General features: G+C 54.6%; 17 protein-coding genes. 8 read left to right on the top strand and 9 right to left on the bottom strand.

Features of this window, described 5'->3' with window-relative positions; translation table 11 throughout:
- Window positions 1–181: 181 nt before the first annotated feature.
- Window positions 182–457, top strand: coding sequence for a putative hemolysin (locus C1N64_RS13380; protein ID WP_006119270.1), 276 nt, complete (start codon window positions 182–184; stop codon window positions 455–457).
- Between the two features lie 32 nt (window positions 458–489).
- On the opposite strand, the gene C1N64_RS13375 is transcribed toward C1N64_RS13380, so the two are convergent.
- Complete coding sequence (locus C1N64_RS13375) at window positions 490–1,482, bottom strand: 2-hydroxyacid dehydrogenase (RefSeq protein WP_006119268.1); 993 nt, start codon at window positions 1,480–1,482, stop codon at window positions 490–492.
- Between the two features lie 153 nt (window positions 1,483–1,635).
- Between C1N64_RS13375 and C1N64_RS13370 the strand changes: the two genes are divergently transcribed.
- From C1N64_RS13370 to C1N64_RS13360, 3 genes are read left to right on the top strand one after another with little or no spacing between them, the layout of a single operon-like run.
- Window positions 1,636–4,257 carry a YdbH family protein gene (locus C1N64_RS13370; RefSeq protein WP_394514881.1) on the top strand — a complete coding sequence of 874 codons (2,622 nt, stop codon included), beginning with the start codon at window positions 1,636–1,638 and terminating at the stop codon, window positions 4,255–4,257.
- The gene (locus tag C1N64_RS13365) at window positions 4,254–4,442 is read left to right on the top strand and encodes a YnbE family lipoprotein (protein ID WP_006119266.1); all 189 of its coding nucleotides are present in this window, start codon (window positions 4,254–4,256) and stop codon (window positions 4,440–4,442) included. Before C1N64_RS13370 ends, C1N64_RS13365 begins: the two co-directional genes overlap by 4 nt.
- Window positions 4,443–4,453: 11 nt before the next feature.
- Window positions 4,454–4,774 (top strand): YdbL family protein, encoded by a 321-nt coding sequence (locus C1N64_RS13360; protein WP_033741770.1) that lies wholly within the window; start codon window positions 4,454–4,456, stop codon window positions 4,772–4,774.
- Between the two features lie 72 nt (window positions 4,775–4,846).
- On the opposite strand, the gene azoR is transcribed toward C1N64_RS13360, so the two are convergent.
- Window positions 4,847–5,446 (bottom strand): FMN-dependent NADH-azoreductase, encoded by a 600-nt coding sequence (azoR, locus tag C1N64_RS13355; RefSeq protein WP_006119264.1) that lies wholly within the window; start codon window positions 5,444–5,446, stop codon window positions 4,847–4,849.
- A gap of 247 nt (window positions 5,447–5,693) precedes the next feature.
- Between azoR and hrpA the strand changes: the two genes are divergently transcribed.
- Complete coding sequence (hrpA, locus tag C1N64_RS13350) at window positions 5,694–9,593, top strand: ATP-dependent RNA helicase HrpA (protein WP_394514880.1); 3,900 nt, start codon at window positions 5,694–5,696, stop codon at window positions 9,591–9,593.
- 76 nt (window positions 9,594–9,669) lie between these two features.
- Here hrpA and C1N64_RS13345 read toward each other — a convergent pair whose 3' ends face one another.
- The 5 genes from C1N64_RS13345 to rstA form a co-directional block, all read right to left on the bottom strand.
- Window positions 9,670–10,479: a trypsin-like serine peptidase gene (locus tag C1N64_RS13345; protein WP_006119261.1), complete on the bottom strand. Its 810-nt coding sequence runs from the start codon at window positions 10,477–10,479 to the stop codon at window positions 9,670–9,672.
- A 278-nt stretch (window positions 10,480–10,757) separates the two neighbouring features.
- Window positions 10,758–11,243 carry an acid resistance repetitive basic protein Asr gene (gene asr, locus C1N64_RS13340; RefSeq protein ID WP_006119259.1) on the bottom strand — a complete coding sequence of 162 codons (486 nt, stop codon included), beginning with the start codon at window positions 11,241–11,243 and terminating at the stop codon, window positions 10,758–10,760.
- Between the two features lie 167 nt (window positions 11,244–11,410).
- Window positions 11,411–12,898, bottom strand: a complete 1,488-nt coding sequence (locus C1N64_RS13335) for a carboxypeptidase M32 (protein ID WP_394514879.1) — start codon at window positions 12,896–12,898, stop codon at window positions 11,411–11,413.
- Between the two features lie 18 nt (window positions 12,899–12,916).
- Window positions 12,917–14,218 carry a two-component system sensor histidine kinase RstB gene (gene rstB / locus C1N64_RS13330; RefSeq protein ID WP_394514878.1) on the bottom strand — a complete coding sequence of 434 codons (1,302 nt, stop codon included), beginning with the start codon at window positions 14,216–14,218 and terminating at the stop codon, window positions 12,917–12,919.
- Window positions 14,215–14,940 (bottom strand): two-component system response regulator RstA, encoded by a 726-nt coding sequence (gene rstA, locus C1N64_RS13325; protein WP_006119256.1) that lies wholly within the window; start codon window positions 14,938–14,940, stop codon window positions 14,215–14,217. The genes rstB and rstA overlap by 4 nt, the downstream gene beginning before the upstream one ends.
- Before the next feature lie 174 nt (window positions 14,941–15,114).
- Here rstA and C1N64_RS13320 point away from each other — a divergent pair, with 174 nt between their 5' ends.
- Window positions 15,115–15,525, top strand: coding sequence for a hypothetical protein (locus C1N64_RS13320; RefSeq protein ID WP_394514877.1), 411 nt, complete (start codon window positions 15,115–15,117; stop codon window positions 15,523–15,525).
- On the opposite strand, the gene C1N64_RS13315 is transcribed toward C1N64_RS13320, so the two are convergent.
- Together C1N64_RS13315 and ydgH are read right to left on the bottom strand one after the other, a co-directional pair.
- Entirely contained in the window at window positions 15,522–16,910 is a 1,389-nt protein-coding gene (locus C1N64_RS13315; RefSeq protein ID WP_033741762.1) for a basic amino acid/polyamine antiporter, read from the bottom strand. The two genes, C1N64_RS13320 and C1N64_RS13315, sit on opposite strands and share 4 nt — an antisense overlap.
- A gap of 205 nt (window positions 16,911–17,115) precedes the next feature.
- Entirely contained in the window at window positions 17,116–18,069 is a 954-nt protein-coding gene (gene ydgH / locus C1N64_RS13310) for a DUF1471 family protein YdgH (protein ID WP_006119253.1), read from the bottom strand.
- 533 nt (window positions 18,070–18,602) lie between these two features.
- On the opposite strand from ydgH, the gene pntA reads away from it, so the two are divergent.
- Window positions 18,603–20,135, top strand: coding sequence for a Re/Si-specific NAD(P)(+) transhydrogenase subunit alpha (pntA, locus tag C1N64_RS13305; protein WP_394514876.1), 1,533 nt, complete (start codon window positions 18,603–18,605; stop codon window positions 20,133–20,135).
- Window positions 20,136–20,138: 3 nt separating this feature from the next.
- Window positions 20,139–21,527 carry a Re/Si-specific NAD(P)(+) transhydrogenase subunit beta gene (gene pntB / locus C1N64_RS13300; RefSeq protein WP_394514875.1) on the top strand — a complete coding sequence of 463 codons (1,389 nt, stop codon included), beginning with the start codon at window positions 20,139–20,141 and terminating at the stop codon, window positions 21,525–21,527.
- Window positions 21,528–21,546: the final 19 nt, after the last annotated feature.

Below are 21,546 nucleotides of genomic sequence, written 5' to 3'. Positions count from 1 at the left end.
TTTTTCTCCGCTCGACATCATGGTTAAACTATATTCCGCCACGTGACTATGTGATAACAGGATAATTCTGCTTGTAATAGGTCAGAATATTTTTTGTAAAAAGCTATTTCTTCTCTCGACCGCGTGTCAGGGCTGACATATTCTTGCTTAGCCTTTAACTCACCTTCCCGGAGTCTGATTGATGAAAGCCGCGACTTTTCTGCTGGCTGGTGCCGCGTTGTTATTGTCTGCCTGCAGCAGTAACAGCGATGACAACGAGCCGCCACAACAAGCCACCGCCGCCCACGTTCAGCCACGTGTGGTTATGTCTGCAATGGCGGAGGCCAGTTGTACCAATGCAGGGGGAACGCTGGCGTTTTCAAATCAACTGGACGGCTCGCGCATCGGCATGTGTCAGTTAGTCAACGGACGCCGCTGCAGCGAGCAGGCATTGCTCGGCGGTAACTGCGCCCGCTAAACGCGGAGGCCGGCTGTGACCGGCCTGCGTTATCAGGCCGTCACCCGGTTCGGACAGTCTTCGCCACGATGAAGCCGGCTGAGGTTTTCCAGCGTGGTTTCTGAAATCGCCGTCAGAGCTTCAGCGGTCAAAAAAGCCTGATGGCCTGTGAACAGCACGTTGTGGCAGGCTGACAGGCGGCGGAAAATATCATCCTGAATGACATCATTCGATTTATCTTCAAAGAACAAATCCCGCTCATTCTCATAAACGTCCATGCCTAACGCGCCAATTTTTTGCTGCTTAAGTGCATCAATGGCGGCCTGAGAATCAATTAACCCACCCCGACTGGTATTAATAATCATGACGCCATCGCGCATCTGCGCAAACGCGTTAGCATTAAGCAGATGATGGTTTTCCGGCGTTAACGGGCAATGCAGTGTAATCACATGCGACTCGGCAAACAGGGTTTTCAGATCGACATATTCCGCGCCCAGCGATAACGCCTGTTCCGAAGGATAGGGATCGAAGGCCAGTAAACGCATGCCAAATCCTTTTAAGATGCGCAGGGTGGCTATGCCTATTTTGCCGGTGCCAATAATGCCGGCGGTTTTGTTATGCATATTAAAACCGGTCAGGCCGTCCAGCGAAAAATTCGCATCGCGGGTGCGTTGATAGGCGCGATGAATACGGCGATTCAATGTCATCATCAGGCCGACGGCATGTTCAGCGACGGCTTCCGGGGAATAGGCGGGCACGCGAACCACTTCCAGACCCAGTTCAGCCGCGGCTTTCAGATCGACATTATTAAATCCGGCGCAGCGCAGGGCGATAAATTTCACCCCCAATTCCGCCAGTTCCTCCAGCACCGGGCGGCTACCGTCGTCATTCACAAAAAGGCAAACCGCATCACAGTCTACGGCGGTCTTGGCCGTGCTTTCGCTCAGCAAAAAATCATAAAAGACCAGATCGAAACCATACTGTTTATTGACCTGTTCAAAATATTTCTGGTCGTAGTGTTTAGTACTGTATACGGCGATTTTCATCGTGGTGCTCCTGGAAAAGGGATGCAACAAGGATAACGTTTTCTCTTACTTTTTGCTGACACCTCTTTAACCTTACCGGTCAAACCTTCACCTTCGGCGTGTTACGTGCCATCATTACGCCCAGGATATTGAAAAAAAAGGAGTCTTGTTTTCATGCCACGGAGTTTCCGTCGACGCCTGGCCGCGATTCTGGCGCTGATTTTATTGCTGCTGGGATTACTGCTGACTCTTACACAGTGGCTGCCGCGTCTGGTGGGCCTCTGGCTACCTGCAGGCACGCGCGTCGAACTGAAAAACAGCCCACGCTGGCATGACGGGCAACTCATTTTCCCATCTCTTCATTATTTAGCCGGTGACTGTCGCCTGGCGAGCGTCAAAAACGCGGCGCTGGGCCGGCAACAGTCGCGCTGGACGCTCAACGCACAACAGGTCACGTTGCAAAGCGAATGCCTGCAACAGCTGCCCGAATCACAAACCGCCTCAACCGCACCGAAAACGCTGGCAGAGTGGCAGGCCATGCTGCCGGGCGCAGATATTCACATTGATAAACTGACAATCTCGCCCTGGCAGGACTATGCCGGTGGCCTGGATTTGACCCTCAATAAAGCCAGCCAGCAGCTGCATTACCGGGGCGATAATTTACAGCTTGAGGCCACGCTGGAAGGTCAGCAGCTGATGGTCAGACAACTGACGATCACCCATCCGGCGCTTCCCGAGCCGCTCAGCCTCAAAGGTCATTTTGAACTGCCGCAATACGCTAACGGCCTGCCGGTTAACGGCGAGATCGCGGGCGCGCTGGCCCTGGACGGGTTTCCGCAACCGCTAAAAGCGGCACTGAGCTGGCAGCATGAAAGCGGCCTGCTGAGCATCACCACAGCGGATGCTGCCCGTCCCTTGCTGCGTCTTCCGTGGCAGGCCAGCCGTGACCGCATCACTATTGAGAAGGGTGAATATTACTGGCCACTCACGGCGCAACCCTTGTCGGGCTTTGTGACGCTGACGCTGGATAACTGGCAGGCCGGGCTGGATGCCACAAGGGTCACTGGTCGCCTTAACCTGCTGACGCAGGGACGGGGCGGCAAAGGCAATGTCGTTCTGGGCATAGGTCCCGGTCATCTCAGCCTGACGCAAAGCCAGCTGCCGTTACAACTGACCGGCGACAGTAAATTTGCTGCCATGCAGCTGTTCGGCAGTATTCCTGGGCAACTGACCGGATCATTACTGAATCCCGAACTGATTGTTAAACCCAACGCACTGTTGCGCCTGCGCGGGCGTTTACTTTCAACGCTGAACGTGGATGAAGCGCGCTGGCCGCTGGCGGGGGTGCGCTTATCGTCCCGGGGCATTTCTGGACGCCTGCAGGCCATTCTGCGCGCGCACGATCCCAGCTTTGGCCGCTTCACCCTGCATCTGGACGGCGGGGCCCGTGACTTCTGGCCGGATACGGGTGAATGGCGCTGGCGCTACTGGGGAGAAGGCGAGATGCATCCGTTACAGGCGAAATGGGATGTCAGGGGAACCGGTGGCTGGCGCGGCACGCTTATCCATCTTGATACCTTGTCGACCGGTTTTAACCAGATGCAATACGGCAGCGTGCGGGTGGAAAAGCCGCGTTTAATCCTGACTGCCCCGGTGAACTGGCAGCGAGAGGCGGACAATCCTTCCTTTGGCGGAAAATTTCAGATGCAGGCCGGTCAGACGCACTTCAGCTACGGGGGCTGGCTGGCTCACTCAACGCTGGATTTTGCCGCCCGCGGGCGCGATCCTGGTCATTTTGTCTGGGGCGGCGAACTGAAAGCCGGCAAGGTCGGCCCGGTACGGGTTAACGGGCGCTGGGATGGCGAGCGCCTGCGCGGTCAGGCCTGGTGGCCCACGCAGTCGCTGACGGTTTTTCAGACGTTGCTCAGCCCCGATCTGAAAATGAAAATTCGCGCGGGCGAACTGCGCGCTCAGGTGGCGTTTTCTGCCGCCGCTCAGCAGGGTTTTCACGCGGGCGGACACTGGACGGTGAAAAACGGCAGCGTCTCTACGCCAGACAGCCAGATTAACGGCATCGATTTCTCGCTGCCATTCCGTCTGCAAAACCAACAGTGGCATTTTGGCTTGCGTGGACCAGTTTCATTGCGCATCGCAGAAATCAAGAATCAGTTTGCCATGCAGAATATTCAGGCTGACTTACAAGGTGCCTGGCCATGGCGGGAAAACGATCCGCTCTGGTTGCAGGATGTCAGCATGGATCTGCTGGGCGGGAAAATTACGATGCCGTCTCTGCGGATGCCACAGCACAGCCCGGCGCGTGTGTCGCTTCGGGATATCAGCCTGAGTAAACTCGTCAGCGCGATTAAACCCAGGCAGTTCGCGATGTCGGGCAGGGTGAATGGCGAATTACCGCTGTGGATCACGAATGCGCGCTGGATCATCGAAAATGGCTGGATTGCCAACAGCGGGCCGCTGACCTTCCGGATGGATAAAGACATGGCCGATGCCATCACCCAAAATAATATTGCGGCAGGCGCCGCGATGGACTGGCTGCGCTATATGGAGATTTCGCGTTCCTGGGCCACGCTGAATCTGGATAATCTGGGCGAACTGACCATGGTCGCGCAGGTGCAGGGCACCAGCCGTTTCAGCAACCGCAACCAGACCGTAAATTTAAACTATCGTCATCAGGAAAACCTGTTCCAGTTGTGGCGCAGCCTGCGCTTTGGCGATAATTTGCAATCCTGGGTGGAGGAAAATGCCACTCTGCCGTCGAAAAAGGAACCCTCACCATGAGCCTCAGGGCCTTACTGCTGCTGATAGCCGGACTTCCGCTGACGGGCTGTGTACCGCGCATCGAAGTTGCCGCGCCAAAAGATCCGATTACCATCAACATGAATGTGAAAATCGAGCATGAGATCCACATTAAAGTGGACAAGGATGTGGAAGCGTTACTGAAAAATCAGAGCGACCTGTTTTGAGGAGAGCCCGCATGAAACGCATCGGCATCACATGCTTACTGGCCCTTACGATGAGCCTGCCCGCCTGGGCATTGACGCTGGATGAAGCCCGTCAGTCAGGTCGGGTGGGAGAAACACTGTCAGGATATATTGCGCCGCGCGCAGATGACAGCGACACGCTGGCACTGGTTAAACGCATTAATGACGGTCGTGCTGCACAGTATCAACGTCTGGCAGAGCAGAACAACCTGACAACGGATGAGGTGGCCAGAATCGCCGGACAGAAGCTGGTAAACCGTGCCGCAGCGGGGGAATATGTACGCGGCATCAACGGACAGTGGCTCAGGAAATAGCCGGGCGACAACGTTGTACGGCAGGCATAAAAAAACCGGGCTCAGCCCGGTTTTCCAGATAAGATCGGCGAATCAGGCCGCAACGATGTGTTTGATCGCGTCTTTTGCTTCGGCGGTGGCTTTTGTCGCGACTTCCGGGCCATAGGCAATGCCTTCGGCAAACACAAACTCGACATCAGTGATACCGATAAAGCCCAGGAACAGCTTGACGTAAGGAGTCAGCAGGTCAGAAGCGGTATCTTTGTGAATGCCACCACGGCTGGACAGAATCACTGCGCGCTTGCCTTTGACAAGGCCTTCCGGGCCGGCTTCGGTATAACGGAAGGTCACGCCAGCACGGGCGATCAGGTCGAAATAGTTCTTCAACTGCGTAGGAATGTTGAAGTTGTACATTGGGGCAGCAATCACCACCACATCATGTGCCTGCAGCTCTGCAATCAGCGCATCAGACAGTGACAAGGCTTCCTGCTGACGCGGAGACAGCGGCGCATCGGAAGGACGCAGCGCGCCCACTAACTCACCATCCAGCACCGGTACCGGGTTTTCTGCCAGGTCACGCACGGTCACCTGATCGCCTTTGGCCTTTGCCTGCTCAGCATAGAAGTCAGCCAGCTGACCAGATTGTGAATAGCCTGCAAGAATGCTTGATTTCAGAACTAATACTTTGCTCATCGTAGTTTCCTGTCTGTTACGCGGAAGGCTTCCCGCTCAATGGCTTACACTTTACAAACATTGAACGGAGCGGGAAAGCGCAATATTTCGAGAGCTATATTCGAATTAATTGAACAACCCGTCATGCGCGAGGTCCGCGCGGCAAACGGGAATGTGCTATGATAGGCGCAATTATTATCGTTAATCAGCGGGTTATCTTAGCACTGTACGCTGAGTCCATACCGCCTGAGTAAGGTACGTCATTACTATGTCTTCTCCGGTTTCATCTCCCTTAACGCCGCTTTGGTCGCGGCTTGATGCCCTGATGCTGCGCGACCGGCAGCGGCTGCAACGCCGGTTGCACGGTGCCAGAAAAGTGAAAAATCCTGATGCCCAACACGGTATTGCCGCCGAACTGGAGCAGGATATTCTCGCGGCTGAGCAGCGCGTGGCCCAGCGTATTGCCGCCACACCGCACATCACGTTCCCGGATAATCTTCCGGTCAGTCAGAAACAGCAGGATATCGCGGATGCGATTCGCGCTCATCAGGTCGTGATCGTGGCAGGTGAAACCGGGTCGGGAAAAACCACCCAGTTGCCCAAAATTTGCCTGGCGCTGGGACGCGGTATCACCGGTTTAATTGGCCATACGCAACCTCGTCGTCTTGCGGCGCGCACCGTCGCGAACCGCATTGCCGAAGAGCTGGAAACGTCGCTGGGCGGCTGCGTCGGCTACAAAGTGCGCTTTAATGATCAGGTCGGTGAAACCACGCAGATTAAGCTGATGACCGACGGGATTCTGCTGGCGGAGATCCAGCAGGATCGCCTGTTGATGCAGTATGACACCATCATCATCGATGAAGCGCACGAACGCAGTCTGAATATCGACTTCCTGCTGGGCTATTTGCGTGAGCTGCTGCCGCGCCGTCCGGATCTTAAAGTCATTATCACCTCGGCGACTATCGATCCGCAGCGCTTCTCCCGCCACTTTAACAACGCGCCGGTGATTGAAGTATCGGGCCGGACTTATCCGGTGGAAGTCCGTTATCGTCCGGTCGTCGAAGAGGCGGACGATGTGGAACGCGATCAGCTTCAGGCGATATTTGATGCGGTTGATGAGCTGAGCCAGGAGGGCCGGGGCGATATTCTGATCTTCATGAGCGGCGAGCGGGAGATTCGCGATACCGCCGATGCGCTGATGAAGCGCGATTTGCCGCATACCGAAGTGCTGCCGCTGTATGCGCGTCTGTCGAACAGTGAGCAAAATCGGGTATTTCAGTCACACAGCGGGCGACGTATCGTGCTGGCGACGAACGTTGCCGAAACCTCGCTCACCGTGCCGGGCATCAAGTACGTCATCGATCCGGGCACGGCGCGCATCAGCCGCTACAGCTACCGCACCAAAGTTCAGCGTCTGCCGATAGAGCCCATTTCTCAGGCTTCCGCGAATCAGCGTAAAGGACGTTGCGGCCGCGTATCGGAAGGGATCTGTATCCGGTTGTATTCTGAAGCAGATTTCCTGAGCCGTCCGGCCTTTACCGATCCCGAAATTCTGCGCACCAATCTGGCCTCAGTCATTCTGCAGATGACCGCGCTGGGACTGGGCGATATTGCGGCATTCCCGTTTGTGGAAGCGCCGGATAAACGCCATATTCAGGACGGCGTCAGATTGCTGGAGGAGCTGGGCGCGCTGACCCTGAGCGAAGAAGGCCATTATAAGCTCACCGGCTCCGGCCGCCAGTTGGCGCAACTGCCGGTGGATCCGCGCCTGGCACGCATGGTGCTGGCTGCCCGGCAGTACGGCTGTGTGCGCGAAGTGATGATTATCGCGGCAGGTTTGTCGATACAGGATCCGCGCGAACGCCCGGCAGAAAAGAAGCAGGCCTCCGATGAAAAACACCGGCGTTTTGCTGACAAAGAGTCTGATTTTATGGCCTTTGTTAACCTGTGGAACTACCTGGGCGAGCAGCAAAAAGCGCTGTCCGGCAATGTCTTCCGTCGCCAGTGTAAAGCCGATTTCCTTAACTATCTGCGCGTACGGGAATGGCAGGATATCTATACCCAACTGCGTCAGGTGGTCCGTGAACTTGGTATTCCGGTGAACAGCGAACCGGCGGAGTATCGCGAGATCCACTGCGCGTTACTGACCGGTTTACTGTCGCATATCGGCCAGAAAGATGCGGAAAAGCAGGAGTTTACCGGTGCACGCAATGCGCGCTTTGCCATTTTTCCGGGCTCAGGTTTATTCAAAAAACCGCCCAAGTGGACAATGGTGGCGGAGCTGGTGGAAACCAGCCGACTCTGGGGCCGTATTGCCGCGCGTATCGATCCGGAATGGATAGAACCGCTGGCACAGCATCTGATCAAACGTAGCTACAGTGAACCGCACTGGGAGAAATCGCAGGGCGCCGTCATGGCCAGTGAGAAAGTCACCTTGTACGGCTTGCCGATTGTGGCCGCGCGCAAGGTCAACTATGGCGCGATCGATCCTACGCTGAGTCGCGAATTGTTTATTCGCCACGCGCTGGTGGAAGGCGACTGGCAAACGCGCCACGCATTTTTCCGTGCTAATCAGAAGCTGCGCAGTGAAGTGGAAGACCTGGAACATAAATCGCGTCGCCGCGACATTCTGGTAGATGACGAAACCTTGTTTGCCTTTTACGACCAACGTGTAGGGAAAGAGGTGGTTTCCGCACGCCACTTTGACAGCTGGTGGAAACAGGTCAGCAAAACCACCCCGGAACTGCTCAATTTTGATAAGCAGATGCTGATCAAAGCGGGCGCCGATACGGTCAGCCAGCTCGACTATCCCAATGTCTGGCATCAGGGCAATCTCAAACTCAGGTTGAGTTATCAGTTTGAACCCGGTGCGGATGCCGATGGCGTGACGGTCCATATTCCGCTTCCGCTGCTGAACCAGGTCGATGAAGCCGGCTTTGAGTGGCAGATTCCCGGTGTACGGCGTGAACTGATTATTGCGCTGATTAAATCGTTACCGAAGCCGCTGCGTCGTCATCTGGTGCCCGCGCCAAACTATGCCGAGGCGTTTTTAGGCCGCGTGACCGCAATGGAAATGCCGCTGCTTGATGCCCTGTCGCGCGAGTTCCGCCGGATGACGGGCGTGACGCTGGAGCGGGACGACTGGCAATGGGAACAGGTGCCCGATCATCTGAAAATGACCTTCCGGGTGGTAGACGAACACAACCGTAAGCTGCAGGAAGGTAAAGATCTCGCGGCGCTGAAAGTGCTGCTTAAAGGCAAGGTGCAGGAAACGCTGTCCAACGTGGCGGATGATGGTCTGGAACAGCGCGGTTTACACCTCTGGAGCTTTGGCGATTTGCCTCGCAGCTACGAGCAAAAACGCGGCAACTATCAGGTAAAAGCCTGGCCCGCGCTGGTCGATGAGAAAGACAGTGTGGCCATCCGGTTATTCGACAGTGAGCATGAGCAGCAGAAAATGATGTGGCGCGGTCAGCGTCGGTTGCTGTTGCTGAATATTCCGTCGCCGGTGAAATATCTGCACGAAAAATTGCCGAATAAAGCCAAGCTGGGCCTCTATTTCAATCCCTATGGCAAAGTGATGGAGCTGATCGATGACTGTATTGCCTGCGGTATCGATAAGCTGATTGCCGAGGCGGGTGGACCGGCCTGGGAACAGGCGGCCTTCGATGCGCTGCGCGAGAAGGTCCGCGCCGAGCTGAATGATACCGTGGTGGAGATAGCAACGCAGGTTGAGCAGATTCTGACGGCGGTCTTCAATATCAATAAGCGCCTTAAAGGTCGGGTTGATATGACACTGGCGCTGGCGCTGGCCGATATTAAGGCGCAGATGAATGGGCTGGTGTACCGGGGATTTGTGACCCAAAATGGCTGGCAGCATCTGGCAGATACCTTGCGTTACCTGCACGGTATTGAGCGTCGGCTGGAAAAATTGCCGGTTGATCCCCACAGCGACCGCGCCCGTATGCTCCGGGTTCAGGCCGTTGAACAGGCCTGGCAGGCCTGGCGCAACAAACTGCCGCCGCAGCGTCAGGATGATGAGGATGTGCTGCATATTCGCTGGATGCTGGAAGAACTCCGCATCAGCCTGTTCGCACAGCAGCTTGGCACGCCTTATCCCATTTCAGATAAGCGCATCATGCAGGCGATGGAGCAGATCACCGCCTGACGGCGGCAAACAGGGTCTTGTAAGAATAAAAAAGCCCGCATTTAAGAATGCGGGCTTTTTTGTGTAACGGTGAGAGCTACTGCGCCAGCGCTTCCAGCCGGTCTTTAAATGACGTCACGGCAATCGCGCGGTTGTCAGCCAGATAACGGTCTTTCGCCGCCGGGGCAGAACTCTGCACCGCTATCAGTTGCCAGCCCTTATCGCCTTTCAGCAGGAGCGGAGAACCGCTGTCGCCAGGCAAGGTATCGCACTGATGCGATAAAACCGCCCGTTGCGCCCAGCCGGTAATCAGGCAGTCGCTGTGTGAATACAGGCTGTCGAGATGATCGGCGGGATAACCTGCCTGGGTCACCTTGCGGCCCGCCGCTTTCAGCGCTTCGGTTAAGTCACTACGCGAACCTTCAAACAGCGGAATCGGCGTAATGGCAGAAGGGGGATTGCGCAAAATAATCAAACCGTAATCGAACGGCGCTGCATTGCTGGGGACGATCCAGCCTTCGCCATCCGCTTTCAGCTTATGCACCAGCGACGGCTCAACGCGCGCATCGATGTCATGAATTTCGTAGCGCCAGCCTTTTTTGGTAGACATAAAACGTAGCGCTACGGGTTTATCAAATTTACCTGGAGGTGTCAGTAAACAGTGGCCCGCCGTCAGGGCAAGATGGGGAGAAATTAACGTGGCGGTGCACAGATTACCGCTCTCGGTTTCCAGTTGTCCTATCGCATCCCAGGGGGCCGCGCTGACATCGGTAATGGCCTGGCGATGATCTTTGCCAAAAAACAACATTTTAATTTCGGCGGGTGTCGGTGAATCATCATTATCATCAGCATGAACAAACGCGGTGAAACTGAAAAGTCCAACGATTAACAGGGTAGCCAGGCGCATAGAACTCTCAATAGCGAGAAAAAGAAAACGTTTTTGTTATTACTAAAGTGACATAACTATAGTCAGTGAGGCGTGAAAAAGGGAGTTTTTTCAGTGAATCAGTACGCTACAGCGACTAAATAAAAAAACTGGCCGCGATAACGCCACATAAGATCATCACAATCAGAATAATTTCGAAGCGATAGCGACGGACCATATTAGCCACTCCAGTAAAGAAACACCCGGCAGAACCGGGTGTTTTTAATTATTAACGCTTACTCGGACCCTAAAGGGCGACCTTATTTTTTAGCGGCTTTTTTGTGGTGCTTTTTAGCTGCTTGGGCTTTCTGAGCTGGCTTTTTGGTGTGTTTTTTAGCGGCCTGAGCTTTCTGGGCTGCTTTTTTGTGGTGCTTTTTAGCGGCCTGAGCTTTCTGGGCAGCTTTTTTGTGGTGTTTTTTAGCAGCCTGGGCTTTCTGAGCTGGCTTTTTGGTGTGTTTCTTAGCAGCCTGCGCTTTCTGTGCAGTGTCTTTCTTCGCTACTTTCTTCTTAGCGGCCTGTGCTTTCTGGGCAGCTTTTTTGTGGTGTTTCTTAGCAGCCTGCGCTTTCTGTGCAGCTTTATGATGCTTCTTATGGACAGCAGCTTTGTGCTCAGCTTTAGCAGGTGCAGCGGTGGTGGTCGCAGCCGCTGGAGCAGCAGTTGCAGGAGCGGCAGTTGTCTCAGCAGCGAAAGCAACTGAAGACAGACCCATAGCAGCGGCGATTACCAGTGCAAATAATTTTTTCATTGCAAAATCCTCGGACTATTTTTTCATGTGTAGCCCACTGCGGGGCCGGTGAGAAGACTATATGAAAATAAAACTGGCGCGTCCGTGGGTGATTGGTATCGCTGTGTAACCGATTGTACAAAGGGGATGTACGGGAGGAAAAGGCGGCCCTCAGGCCGCCTGCTACCTTAACTGTTCAGGTAACGTTGCTCAAGATGTTTGCGGAAATAGTCTGGGTTGAGCGCTTCGCCAGTAGCATTGACAATCAACTGTTCGGTGGTGAAACGGCTGCCATGTTGCCAGATATTCTGCTGCAGCCAGTCAAATACCGGCTGCAGGTCGCCATGCTGTATCAGCTCGGCGGATTGCGGAATTGCGTTTTGTAACGCCTGGAACAGCTGCGCAGCGTACATCGCCCCGAGTGTGTATGTCGGGAAATAGCCGAAGGCGCCATCGGTCCAGTGAATATCCTGCATGCAGCCATTGCGGTAGTTGCCGCGCGTATCCAGACCCAGGGATTGTTGCATCTTTTCATCCCACAGCGCCGGAATGTCTTCAACCTCAATCTCGCCTTCAATCAGCGCGCGTTCGATCTCGTAGCGCAGAATGACGTGCGCCGGATAGCTCAGTTCGTCCGCATCCACCCGAATCAGGCCCGGTTTAACCTGCTGCGTCAGCCGGACAAAGTTATCTGCCTGAAGGGCGGGCTGGTCACCGAGCTGACTGATGATTTGCGGCAGGATACGCTGCAGGAAAGGTGCGCTGCGTCCCAGTTGCATTTCCATAAACAGGCTTTGTGACTCATGGATGGCCGTGGATCGCGCCAGCGCAACCGGCTGACCGCGCCATTGCTCAGGCAAATTCTGTTCGTAGCGCGCGTGGCCAGTCTCATGAATGACGCCCATCATGGCGCTCAGAAACTCATCCTGATTGTAGCGGGTGGTAATACGCACATCTTCGGGCACGCCACCGCAGAAAGGGTGCGCGCTAATGTCCAGGCGGCCATGGTTAAAATCAAACCCCAGCTCGGCCATCACGCGTAAACCCAGTTCGCGCTGTGAGGCTATCGGGAACGGTCCCTGGGGCGTGATCACCGGCTGCTGAGCCTGTTTTTCGACGACCTGCTGCAACAAGTGTGGAAGCCAGGTTTTTAACTGCCCGAAGGTATGATCCAGCGTGGCGCTGGTCATGCCCGGTTCAAACACGTCAAGCAGCGCGTCATAGCGGGAGCAGCCGTTCGCTTGCGCACGTAGTTCAGCTTCCTGACGGCTTAAGCGTACGACCTCTTTCAAATTGGTCGCAAAACCCTGCCAGTCGTTTGCCGGACGCTGTGTGCGCCAGGCATGCTCACAGCGCGATCCCGCAATGGATTTGGCTTCGACCAGTTCAGCAGGCAGTAATGTTGCCTGAACATAAGCGCGGCGCATTTCGCCCAGATTGGCGCGTTCAACATCATTCAGCGATTGCTGTTCTGCCTGATCCAGCCAGTCGCCAATGCGTTTATCCGTCAGAATCTGATGTTGCAGCACACTCATTTCCGCCAGCGCTTCGCCCCGTGCGGCGCTGCCGCCGGCGGGCATCATGGTTTGCATGTCCCATCCGGCGATGGCGCTGAGATGACTGAAACGCGACAGGCGCTGGAAGGTCTTACAAAGGTGTTGATAGGCTGAATTCACACAAAGCTCCTGAATGCGTTAACGTCGTGGAAGTTCCCGAAAGGGGAGATCGAGCGGCCAGCTAAAACGCAGGCTGGCACCGCCAAGCGGGCTGGTTTCAACGGAAACCCGGCCGCTGACCGCATGGGCGATAGAGTGAACGATGGCCAGGCCAAGTCCACAGCCGCCCGTTGCGCGGTCGCGACTTGGATCGAGCCGGACAAAGGGTTCAAATACACGTTCACGTTCTTCATGGGGGATCCCCGGACCGTCATCGTCGACCTGCAAATTACCGACTGCGCCGTCAAACCATAAGCTGACCCGCAGGCGCTGGTTTGCATAGCGCAGCGCGTTATTGACAAGATTGTCCAGCACGCGCTCCATAAGCCGGGTGTCTGAAACGCCGTAGTTTTCCCGCTGGGGTAAATCCAGCTCAATCTGCGTATCCGGGTTGATGGCCTGGAAGTCTTCCATGCGTTCACGCAACCAGCTGGCCAGATCCAGCGACTGCAAATTAAGGTCGACGCGTGGACGATCCAGACGGGCATAGGTCAGCAGCTCTTCAATCAGGCTTTCCAGCTGACTCACATCACGATTCAGCGCCGCAGATTCGGCTTCGCTCAGATTATCGCTCATCTCCAGACGATAGCGCAGCCGCACAAGCGGTGTACGCAACTCGTGAGCGATACCATCAATAAGCTGTTTCTTGCTGGCGACGAGCGTATTGATATTCTCAGCCATTTGGTTAAATGCGACGCCAACGCGAAACAGGCTGGAGGTGCTGTCGAAATGAGTACGCACGTCCAGTTGCCCCTGACCAAAACGCTGAGCGGCATGTTCCAGTCGCAGCATCTCTTTCCAGTGCGGACGCAGCCAGATAAATACCGGCAGCCCAAGCGACATGCCAATAAATACGACCAGTGCCATATCCAGCAGGCGCATTTGATGCAGATAAAAAAGGTAAGGTATAGGTCCGACGGTCAGGACATAATGACTGCGCGGAATGTGTTGCAGGAACGTGTATTTGTCGTCCAGCGCAACGATTTCGCCCGCACGCAGACGGCGTAACTCATTTTCATCCAGTTCGAACCGGCTCATGGGCTCAATATGCAGCTCAAATGACAAACCGAGATCCAGACTTTTGATCGTCTTATTCCAGTCGCGCGGCGGGATTTCACGCAGTTCACTGCGAATCAGGTATAGCGAGCTGGCCATCAAGTCGTTCATGGACTGGCGGCCTGCGCGTTCGGCGGTAAATTTATAGACCAGCCCGACCATCAGCGACATCACCAGAAAACAGACAAACAGCAGCAGGTAGAACTGAATAAAAAGTTTTTTCATACCGAACGCGTGTCCCAGGCCTGCGGCGCAAACAAATAGCCTTTGTTGCGGATGGTTTTGATACGGAATGGCTCTGTTGCGCTGTCGTGCAGTTTTTTACGCAAACGCGAGATGGCAACATCAATACTGCGATCCATGCCATCGTAACTGACGCCGCGTAAGGTTTTCAGCAAGGCATCACGGTTAAGAATTTGTCCGGCATGGCTGGCCAGCACCCAAAGCAGATCAAAATCCGCCGTGGACAGGGCGATATTTTCTTCAAACAGCACGACCTGGCGATTCAGGGCATCGATGGTCAGTGAGCCAAAGCGCAACATGCGTGTATTTTTCGTCGGCGCAGGGGCTTCTTCACTTTGCACCTGTTGTGACTGACGCAGGTGCAGACGCAATCGCGCCAGCAGAACGGCTGGGGGAGCCGTTTTCAGAATATAGTCCTGCGCGCCCATCTCCAGCGCGAGGATATGGTTCATATCACTGTCAAGGGAGGTCAGCAGCACGATCGGCCCCTGCCAGTTTGCTCGTAAGTCACGGCAGATTGACATGCCATCTTTGCCGGGCAGCATGATGTCGAGCATGACCAGGTCGGGTTGCTGTTCGGCAATGGTGGCTTCAGCCCGATCGCCGCGCGTCTCAACAATCACCTCAATATCATGACGTCCCAGGTAGGCGGCAATGAGCGAACCGACCTCCGGTTCATCTTCTACGTAAACGATTTTATGCATAGTTCACACTAACGTAAAAAGGAGGGATAAAGCATAACTTTTCCTGGCGCAGAGCTCTATCCAATCACACGAAATATCCTTGAGTAACTGGTATATAATCCGCAAAATATGCAATCATTAACCCTGCGTTTAATATGAGTTCCGGATTCATTGTGATCACCTTGAGGAGCCAAAGTGTTTGATAAAGAGCTGGCATCAGCGGTATACCGTGATCGCATCCGCTTTAACTACAGTGATTTCCTGTCGGCATCCTGCAAAAAACGTTGGAGCTTTGTGGATGCCATCTATGGCGTACTGCCCATATTCGGCATGGTGACACGCAAATCTGCGCACAGTTTACAGGCAAGTGAAGATCACCTGAAAGAATTAGCCTTGCAAATCATATCAACCCAGGTCAGCGACGAAATCAACATCGCCCGCCTGATTACGTTAGCCGAGCAGCAGCACATTGCCCGCGTGGATATCCAGCTTCCGTATCCGCTGTCAGAGAAACAGCTGGAGGCGATTCATGAAGAGTACCGTAAGCCCGTGATGCTGACACAGCAGGATGACCTGCTGTGCGTGGTTCTCGGTCAGTCTCACTAAGTCAGTAGGGCCCACATCGCAGGCAGGGTTGCCACCATGATGCAGACCATGGCAACCCGCTCAACGGGCCGCAGCGCCACCGCATGTCCGCCCCGACGTGCGAACATAAACAGCAAAATGCCCGGCGCATAGAGCACGACAGACATAAACAGATGCAGTGGACCGGAGGCATACAGCAACCAGATGCCGTACACGCTGGCACCGATGCCTGTCACGAGCGCCCAGGGTTTATGTTGTCCTTTGACCACCTTGATCAAATACAATCCCACCAGCAAATAGGGCACCAGAATCATTTCTGAGGCAATGGTCAACAGCATGTTGTAATCCGCACCGGTCAGGGCGATCAGGATCAGGCAAACCTGCACACTACCGTTTGTCAGCCACAGTGAGGCGGCTGGCGCATTACGGACGTTCTGGCGGGCAATACTGCGGGGGAAGGCACCTTGCTGCGCGGCAATAAACGGCACTTCTGCCGCCATAATGGTCCAGCTCAGATAGGCACCGCAGACAGAAATAATCAAGCCCACGACAATGATTGCGTTACCCCAGCTTCCCGTCAGTTGCGTCATCAGGCCCGCCATTGAAGGGTTACGCATTTCGGCCAGCGCCGCGCGCGGCACGATCCCTAACGACAGCAGGGTGACCAGCAGATAAACCAGCAGGGCGGCCAGCACGGCCAGCAGCGTTGCCCGTCCGACATCCTTTTTATGGCGAGCTCGCGACGAGACCACTACAGCACCTTCCACGCCGATAAACACCCACAGCGTGATTAACATGGTCTGTTTGACCTGTTGCCATAACGGAACGCCGAGGCTCAGCCCGGAAAAATCAAAATGGAAGCGGTCATAATTGAAGGCCATGACGGCCAGCACCACAAACAGCAGCAGCGGCACCAGTTTGCCCAGTGTCGCCAGCAGGTTAATGCTGGCGGCGGTCTGAACGCCCCGCAATACCAGCCAGTGAACCAGCCACAGCACTACGGATGCGCCCAGCATCGCCTGCCAGGTATTCCCGTTACCAAAAATAACCCTGTCTGGCGTATCGGTGAAGAAACTCAGGGCAGAGAAAACAATAACCAGATAGGACACGTTGGCGATAACCGCACACAGCCAGTAACCCCAGGCGGAACAAAATCCCGTCAACTCACCGAATCCAGCGCGGGCGTAGGTAAAGATACCGCCATCCAGATCGGGTTTGAGTCGCGTCAGCAGCAGCATCGCCAGCGACAGGAAAATAATCCCTGCGCCGGTGATCAGCCAGCCAGTCAGCAACGCGGCCGGACCTGCGACCGCCGCCATATTTTGTGGCAAGCTGAAAACACCCGCACCCAGCATGGAGCTGAGTACCAGCGCGGTCAGGGCACTGAGGCCTAATTTTTTCTCCAAAACATTCTTCCTGCGAGCATAAGTGGCTGGGTGACCAGCATAAACACCCTATTATATCGGTGTTGTGTTGCGTAAATCGCGTGTAATACGCTGAAAAACAGGCGGAGGATTTTACGGAGTGCGGTGAAGGATGGCAATGCGTGACTATGCAAAATTGCGCAGGGATTATGCAAACAGTTGGGCGGCTTGCGCCGCCCTTAATTGCTTATTTGAACAGATCGGCGGTCACGGTGAGGTTACCCCCGCTCTGGTTCTGCCACTGGCGTGTGATGTGGTAGAACTTCGCACCTTTGCCAGCCGCACGTTTGGCGGCTTCCTGCGAAACTTCGGTTGGTGTGCCGAAATGGCCGCTGAAGGTGACCGTATCAAACGGCTGCATCTGTGCCGCGGTGACTGCGTTCAGCTCCTGGATTTCCCGGCCGTCTGGCAGCGTCACAGAATAGCGTTTACCGGTTGAACTCTGCGTTTCAAAGAAGCGGCCCACGGCATTGCTTGGGGTTTCAGAGGAGGCAACGCCCGGAATCTCGACTTTTTTCGCCTCAGCACCGCCTGCGGCCAGCGCGGCTTTACCTGCCTGAGAATCAGCCGGAATGCTATCCGGGCTCTGCACGGCGCGCTGTTTTGCATCCGCCTTATAGATGTAAGCGGTAATGAACTGGTTGCCACCTGTATTGGCATCAACCTGACGCACAATAAAGAAGGACGCAGCGCCTTTTTCTTTCGCGGCTTTAGAAATTGCCTCGTTCACATCGGGCTGGCTGGGGAAAAAGCCGGTCACCGTCACGGTATCAAAGGGTTCAAGGCGATAGGCTTCCGCTTTCGGCAGCTCTTTCAGGCCATTAAACATCCGGTAGTCGGTTTCCTGACTCGCTTTAGGCGCATTCGCCTTATACAGATCCGCGGTTACGCGCCAGTTACCACTGTTACCGTTGCTGTCGTTAATACCTTGAATGTAATACGAATCTGCATTCAGTTCATCAGCACGTTTGGAGACGGCATCCGCCGCATCGCCAATTGCATTAAAACGACCGGTGATATTAATACGTTCGAATGGCTTCAACGCGGCCGCTTGTTCTGGCGTCAGCTCTTTAGCGGCAAACGCATTTCCCGCCAGCAGAGATAACAATGTAGATGCCAGAATAGTGTTCTTCAGCTTCATAAAAATGATCCTTCGCCTTACGCAAAATGAGTACGAAAACGTGCTGGACTCTTGATGTATAACAGAATAGCTGCTGATTATTACATGTTATAAACACGCTGTCGCAGCCAATTTTTGCGATTTCTCTCTCGTTGTGATCCGGTTTTTTTTATCACGGCGTCACGACTCGGTATTTTACCTTACGCTTAAGACAGGCAGATGAAATAAACGTTCGTAGCTTTATCAAAACCGTTAATGCGTTGTTAAATTTAGGTTTTTCCGAAAGGAATATTCGTATCGAAGGGCGCTTAGTTAGTTAATTATCTGCCAGTGATGCGATCAGACAGTGACGTTATGCGGCATAACGAGGCCAAAACTGGATATTACCGCGAATGTGACATTGGTGCGTCTGTGCAGTAGATCACCTGTAACATTTTCAGTAGGTTTAGACACGATTATGCCCTTGCATTTATTCACACCGCCTGAACGCGGATGACGTCAGAGCAGTCTGTACCACAAGGGGCATCATCCTTTAATCGATGAAAGGGAACACTATGTTAATTGGAATACCCAAAGAGCGGTCAGCCAATGAGTCGCGCGTGGCTGCCACGCCGAAAACCGTTGAACAATTCATCAGGCTGGGTTTTAGCGTCACGATTGAACAGGGTGCGGGTAAGCCTGCCAGTTTTGATGATGACAGCTATGTCAACGCCGGCGCCACGCTGACCGATCGCCAGCAGGTCTGGCAAGCCGATATTGTGCTGAAAGTGAATGCACCCGGTGAAGACGACATTGCACTGATGCGCGAGGGCAGCACGCTGGTCAGTTTTATCTGGCCTGCTCAGCACCCTGAACTGCTGGATAAACTGGCTGCGCGTAAGGTCACCGTTATGGCGATGGACGCCGTGCCCCGTATTTCCCGTGCGCAGTCGCTGGATGCGCTGAGCTCAATGGCCAATATTGCAGGTTATCGGGCCATCGTGGAGGCAGCACACGAATTTGGTCGCTTTTTCACCGGTCAGATCACCGCTGCCGGGAAAGTCCCGCCTGCCAAAGTGATGGTGATTGGTGCGGGCGTGGCGGGTCTGGCGGCAATCGGTGCCGCAGGCAGCCTGGGCGCGGTTGTTCGCGCCTTTGACACGCGTCCGGAAGTGAAGGAACAAGTGCAAAGTATGGGCGCAGAGTTCCTTGAACTGGATTTCAAAGAAGAGGCGGGCAGTGGTGATGGTTACGCCAGAGTCATGTCGGATGCTTTTATTAAAGCAGAAATGGCGCTTTTCGCTCAGCAGGCCCAGGAGGTGGATATTATTGTCACCACGGCGCTGATTCCGGGTAAACCTGCGCCGACGTTGATCACCAGGGAAATGGTGGCCAGCATGAAGCCTGGCAGCGTCATTGTTGACCTGGCGGCACAAACCGGCGGCAACTGTGCGCTTACCGTCGCCGATCGGGTCACTGTAACGGACAACGGCGTAAAAATTATCGGGTATACGGATCTGCCCAGCCGGTTACCGACGCAATCATCTCAGCTCTACGGCAGCAATCTCGTCAACCTGATGAAATTGCTTTGTAAAGAAAAGAATGGCGAGATCGTCATTGACTTTGATGACGTCGTCATCCGCAGTGTCACGGTGATTCGAGACGGCGAGATCACCTGGCCTGCGCCGCCAGTTCAGGTCTCCGCCGCGCCGAAGACCGCGGCTGCCGCTGCACCGGCGCAAACGAAAAGCCCGGCGGCACCCGTTTCCCCCCGGCGTAAATATGGGCTGCTGGCAGGCGCTGTCGTACTCTTCGCCTGCCTCGCGAATGTTGCCCCCAGTGAATTCCTGTCACATTTCACCGTCTTTGCGCTGGCCTGTGTGGTGGGCTACTACGTGGTCTGGAATGTGAGTCATGCGCTGCATACGCCGCTCATGTCAGTCACCAATGCGATTTCGGGCATTATTGTGGTAGGGGCAATATTGCAAATGGGGCACGGCGGCTGGGTGAGTTTTCTTTCTTTTATTGCCGTATTGATCGCCAGCATCAATATCTTCGGTGGCTTCACCGTCACGCAGCGTATGCTGAAAATGTTTCGTAAGGGGTAAGCTATGTCTGGCGGATTAGTGACGGCAGCCTATATCGTTGCTGCAATTCTGTTCATTATGAGTCTGGCGGGTCTTTCAAAACATGAGACCTCAAGACAGGGCAATATATTTGGTATCAGCGGCATGGCGATTGCGCTGATCGCGTCTGTATTTGGTCCCGACAGCAGTCATGTTGTCTGGATTTTACTGGCGATGGTTATTGGCGGTGCCATCGGTATTCGGCTGGCGAAACGGGTAGAAATGACCGAAATGCCCGAGCTGGTGGCGATACTGCACAACTTCGTCGGCCTGGCCGCCGTACTGGTAGGCATTAACAGCTATATCGATCATGCTCCTGGCTTGCCGGCAGTTATTGAAAACATCCATCTCAGCGAAGTCTTTATCGGCATCTTTATCGGTGCGGTCACCTTTACGGGCTCGCTGGTCGCCTTTGGCAAGTTGTGTGGCAAACTCTCGTCGCGGCCCTTAATGCTGCCTCAGCGGCATAAGCTGAATCTGCTGGCGCTGGTCGTCTCGTTTTTACTGCTACTGTGGTTTGTCAACACGCAAAGTCTCGGTGCGCAGGTGTTTGCGCTGGTGATCATGCTTATCATTGCGTTGGCGTTTGGCTGGCACCTGGTGGCCTCCATCGGTGGTGCAGACATGCCGGTCGTTGTTTCGATGCTCAACTCTTATTCCGGTTGGGCGGCCGCAGCGGCAGGGTTTATGCTCAGTAACGATCTGCTTATCGTGACCGGTGCACTAGTTGGTTCCTCGGGGGCAATTCTCTCTTACATAATGTGTAAGGCCATGAATCGCTCGTTTATCAGCGTCATTGCCGGTGGATTTGGCAGCGATGGCACAGCTTCAACGGCAAGTGATGAGACCGGCGAACATCGTGAAATCAGCGCAGAAGAAACGGCAGAGATGCTCCGATCTTCCCGTTCCGTGATCATTACGCCCGGCTACGGCATGGCCGTTGCACAGGCACAGTATCCGGTAGCGGAAATCACGGAAAAACTCCGCGCCCGCGGCATCAACGTGCGTTTTGGTATTCATCCGGTCGCCGGCCGTTTGCCCGGCCATATGAACGTTCTGCTGGCAGAGGCGAAAGTGCCTTATGACGTGGTGCTGGAAATGGACGAAATCAACGATGATTTTAGCGATACCGATACGGTACTGGTTATCGGGGCCAACGACACGGTTAATCCTGCGGCGCAGGATGATCCGGGCAGCCCGATTGCCGGTATGCCGGTGCTGGAAGTGTGGAAAGCGCAAAACGTTATTGTGTTCAAACGCTCAATGAATACGGGCTATGCCGGTGTGCAAAATCCGCTGTTCTTTAAAGAAAATACTCACATGCTATTTGGGGATGCCAAAGCCAGCGTAGAAAGTATTCTGAAAGCGCTGTAAAAGAAAAGGGCGACGATAA

The organism is Pantoea sp. SGAir0215 (assembly GCF_043543215.1).
This window is presented reverse-complemented; position numbering and strand designations above follow the sequence as displayed.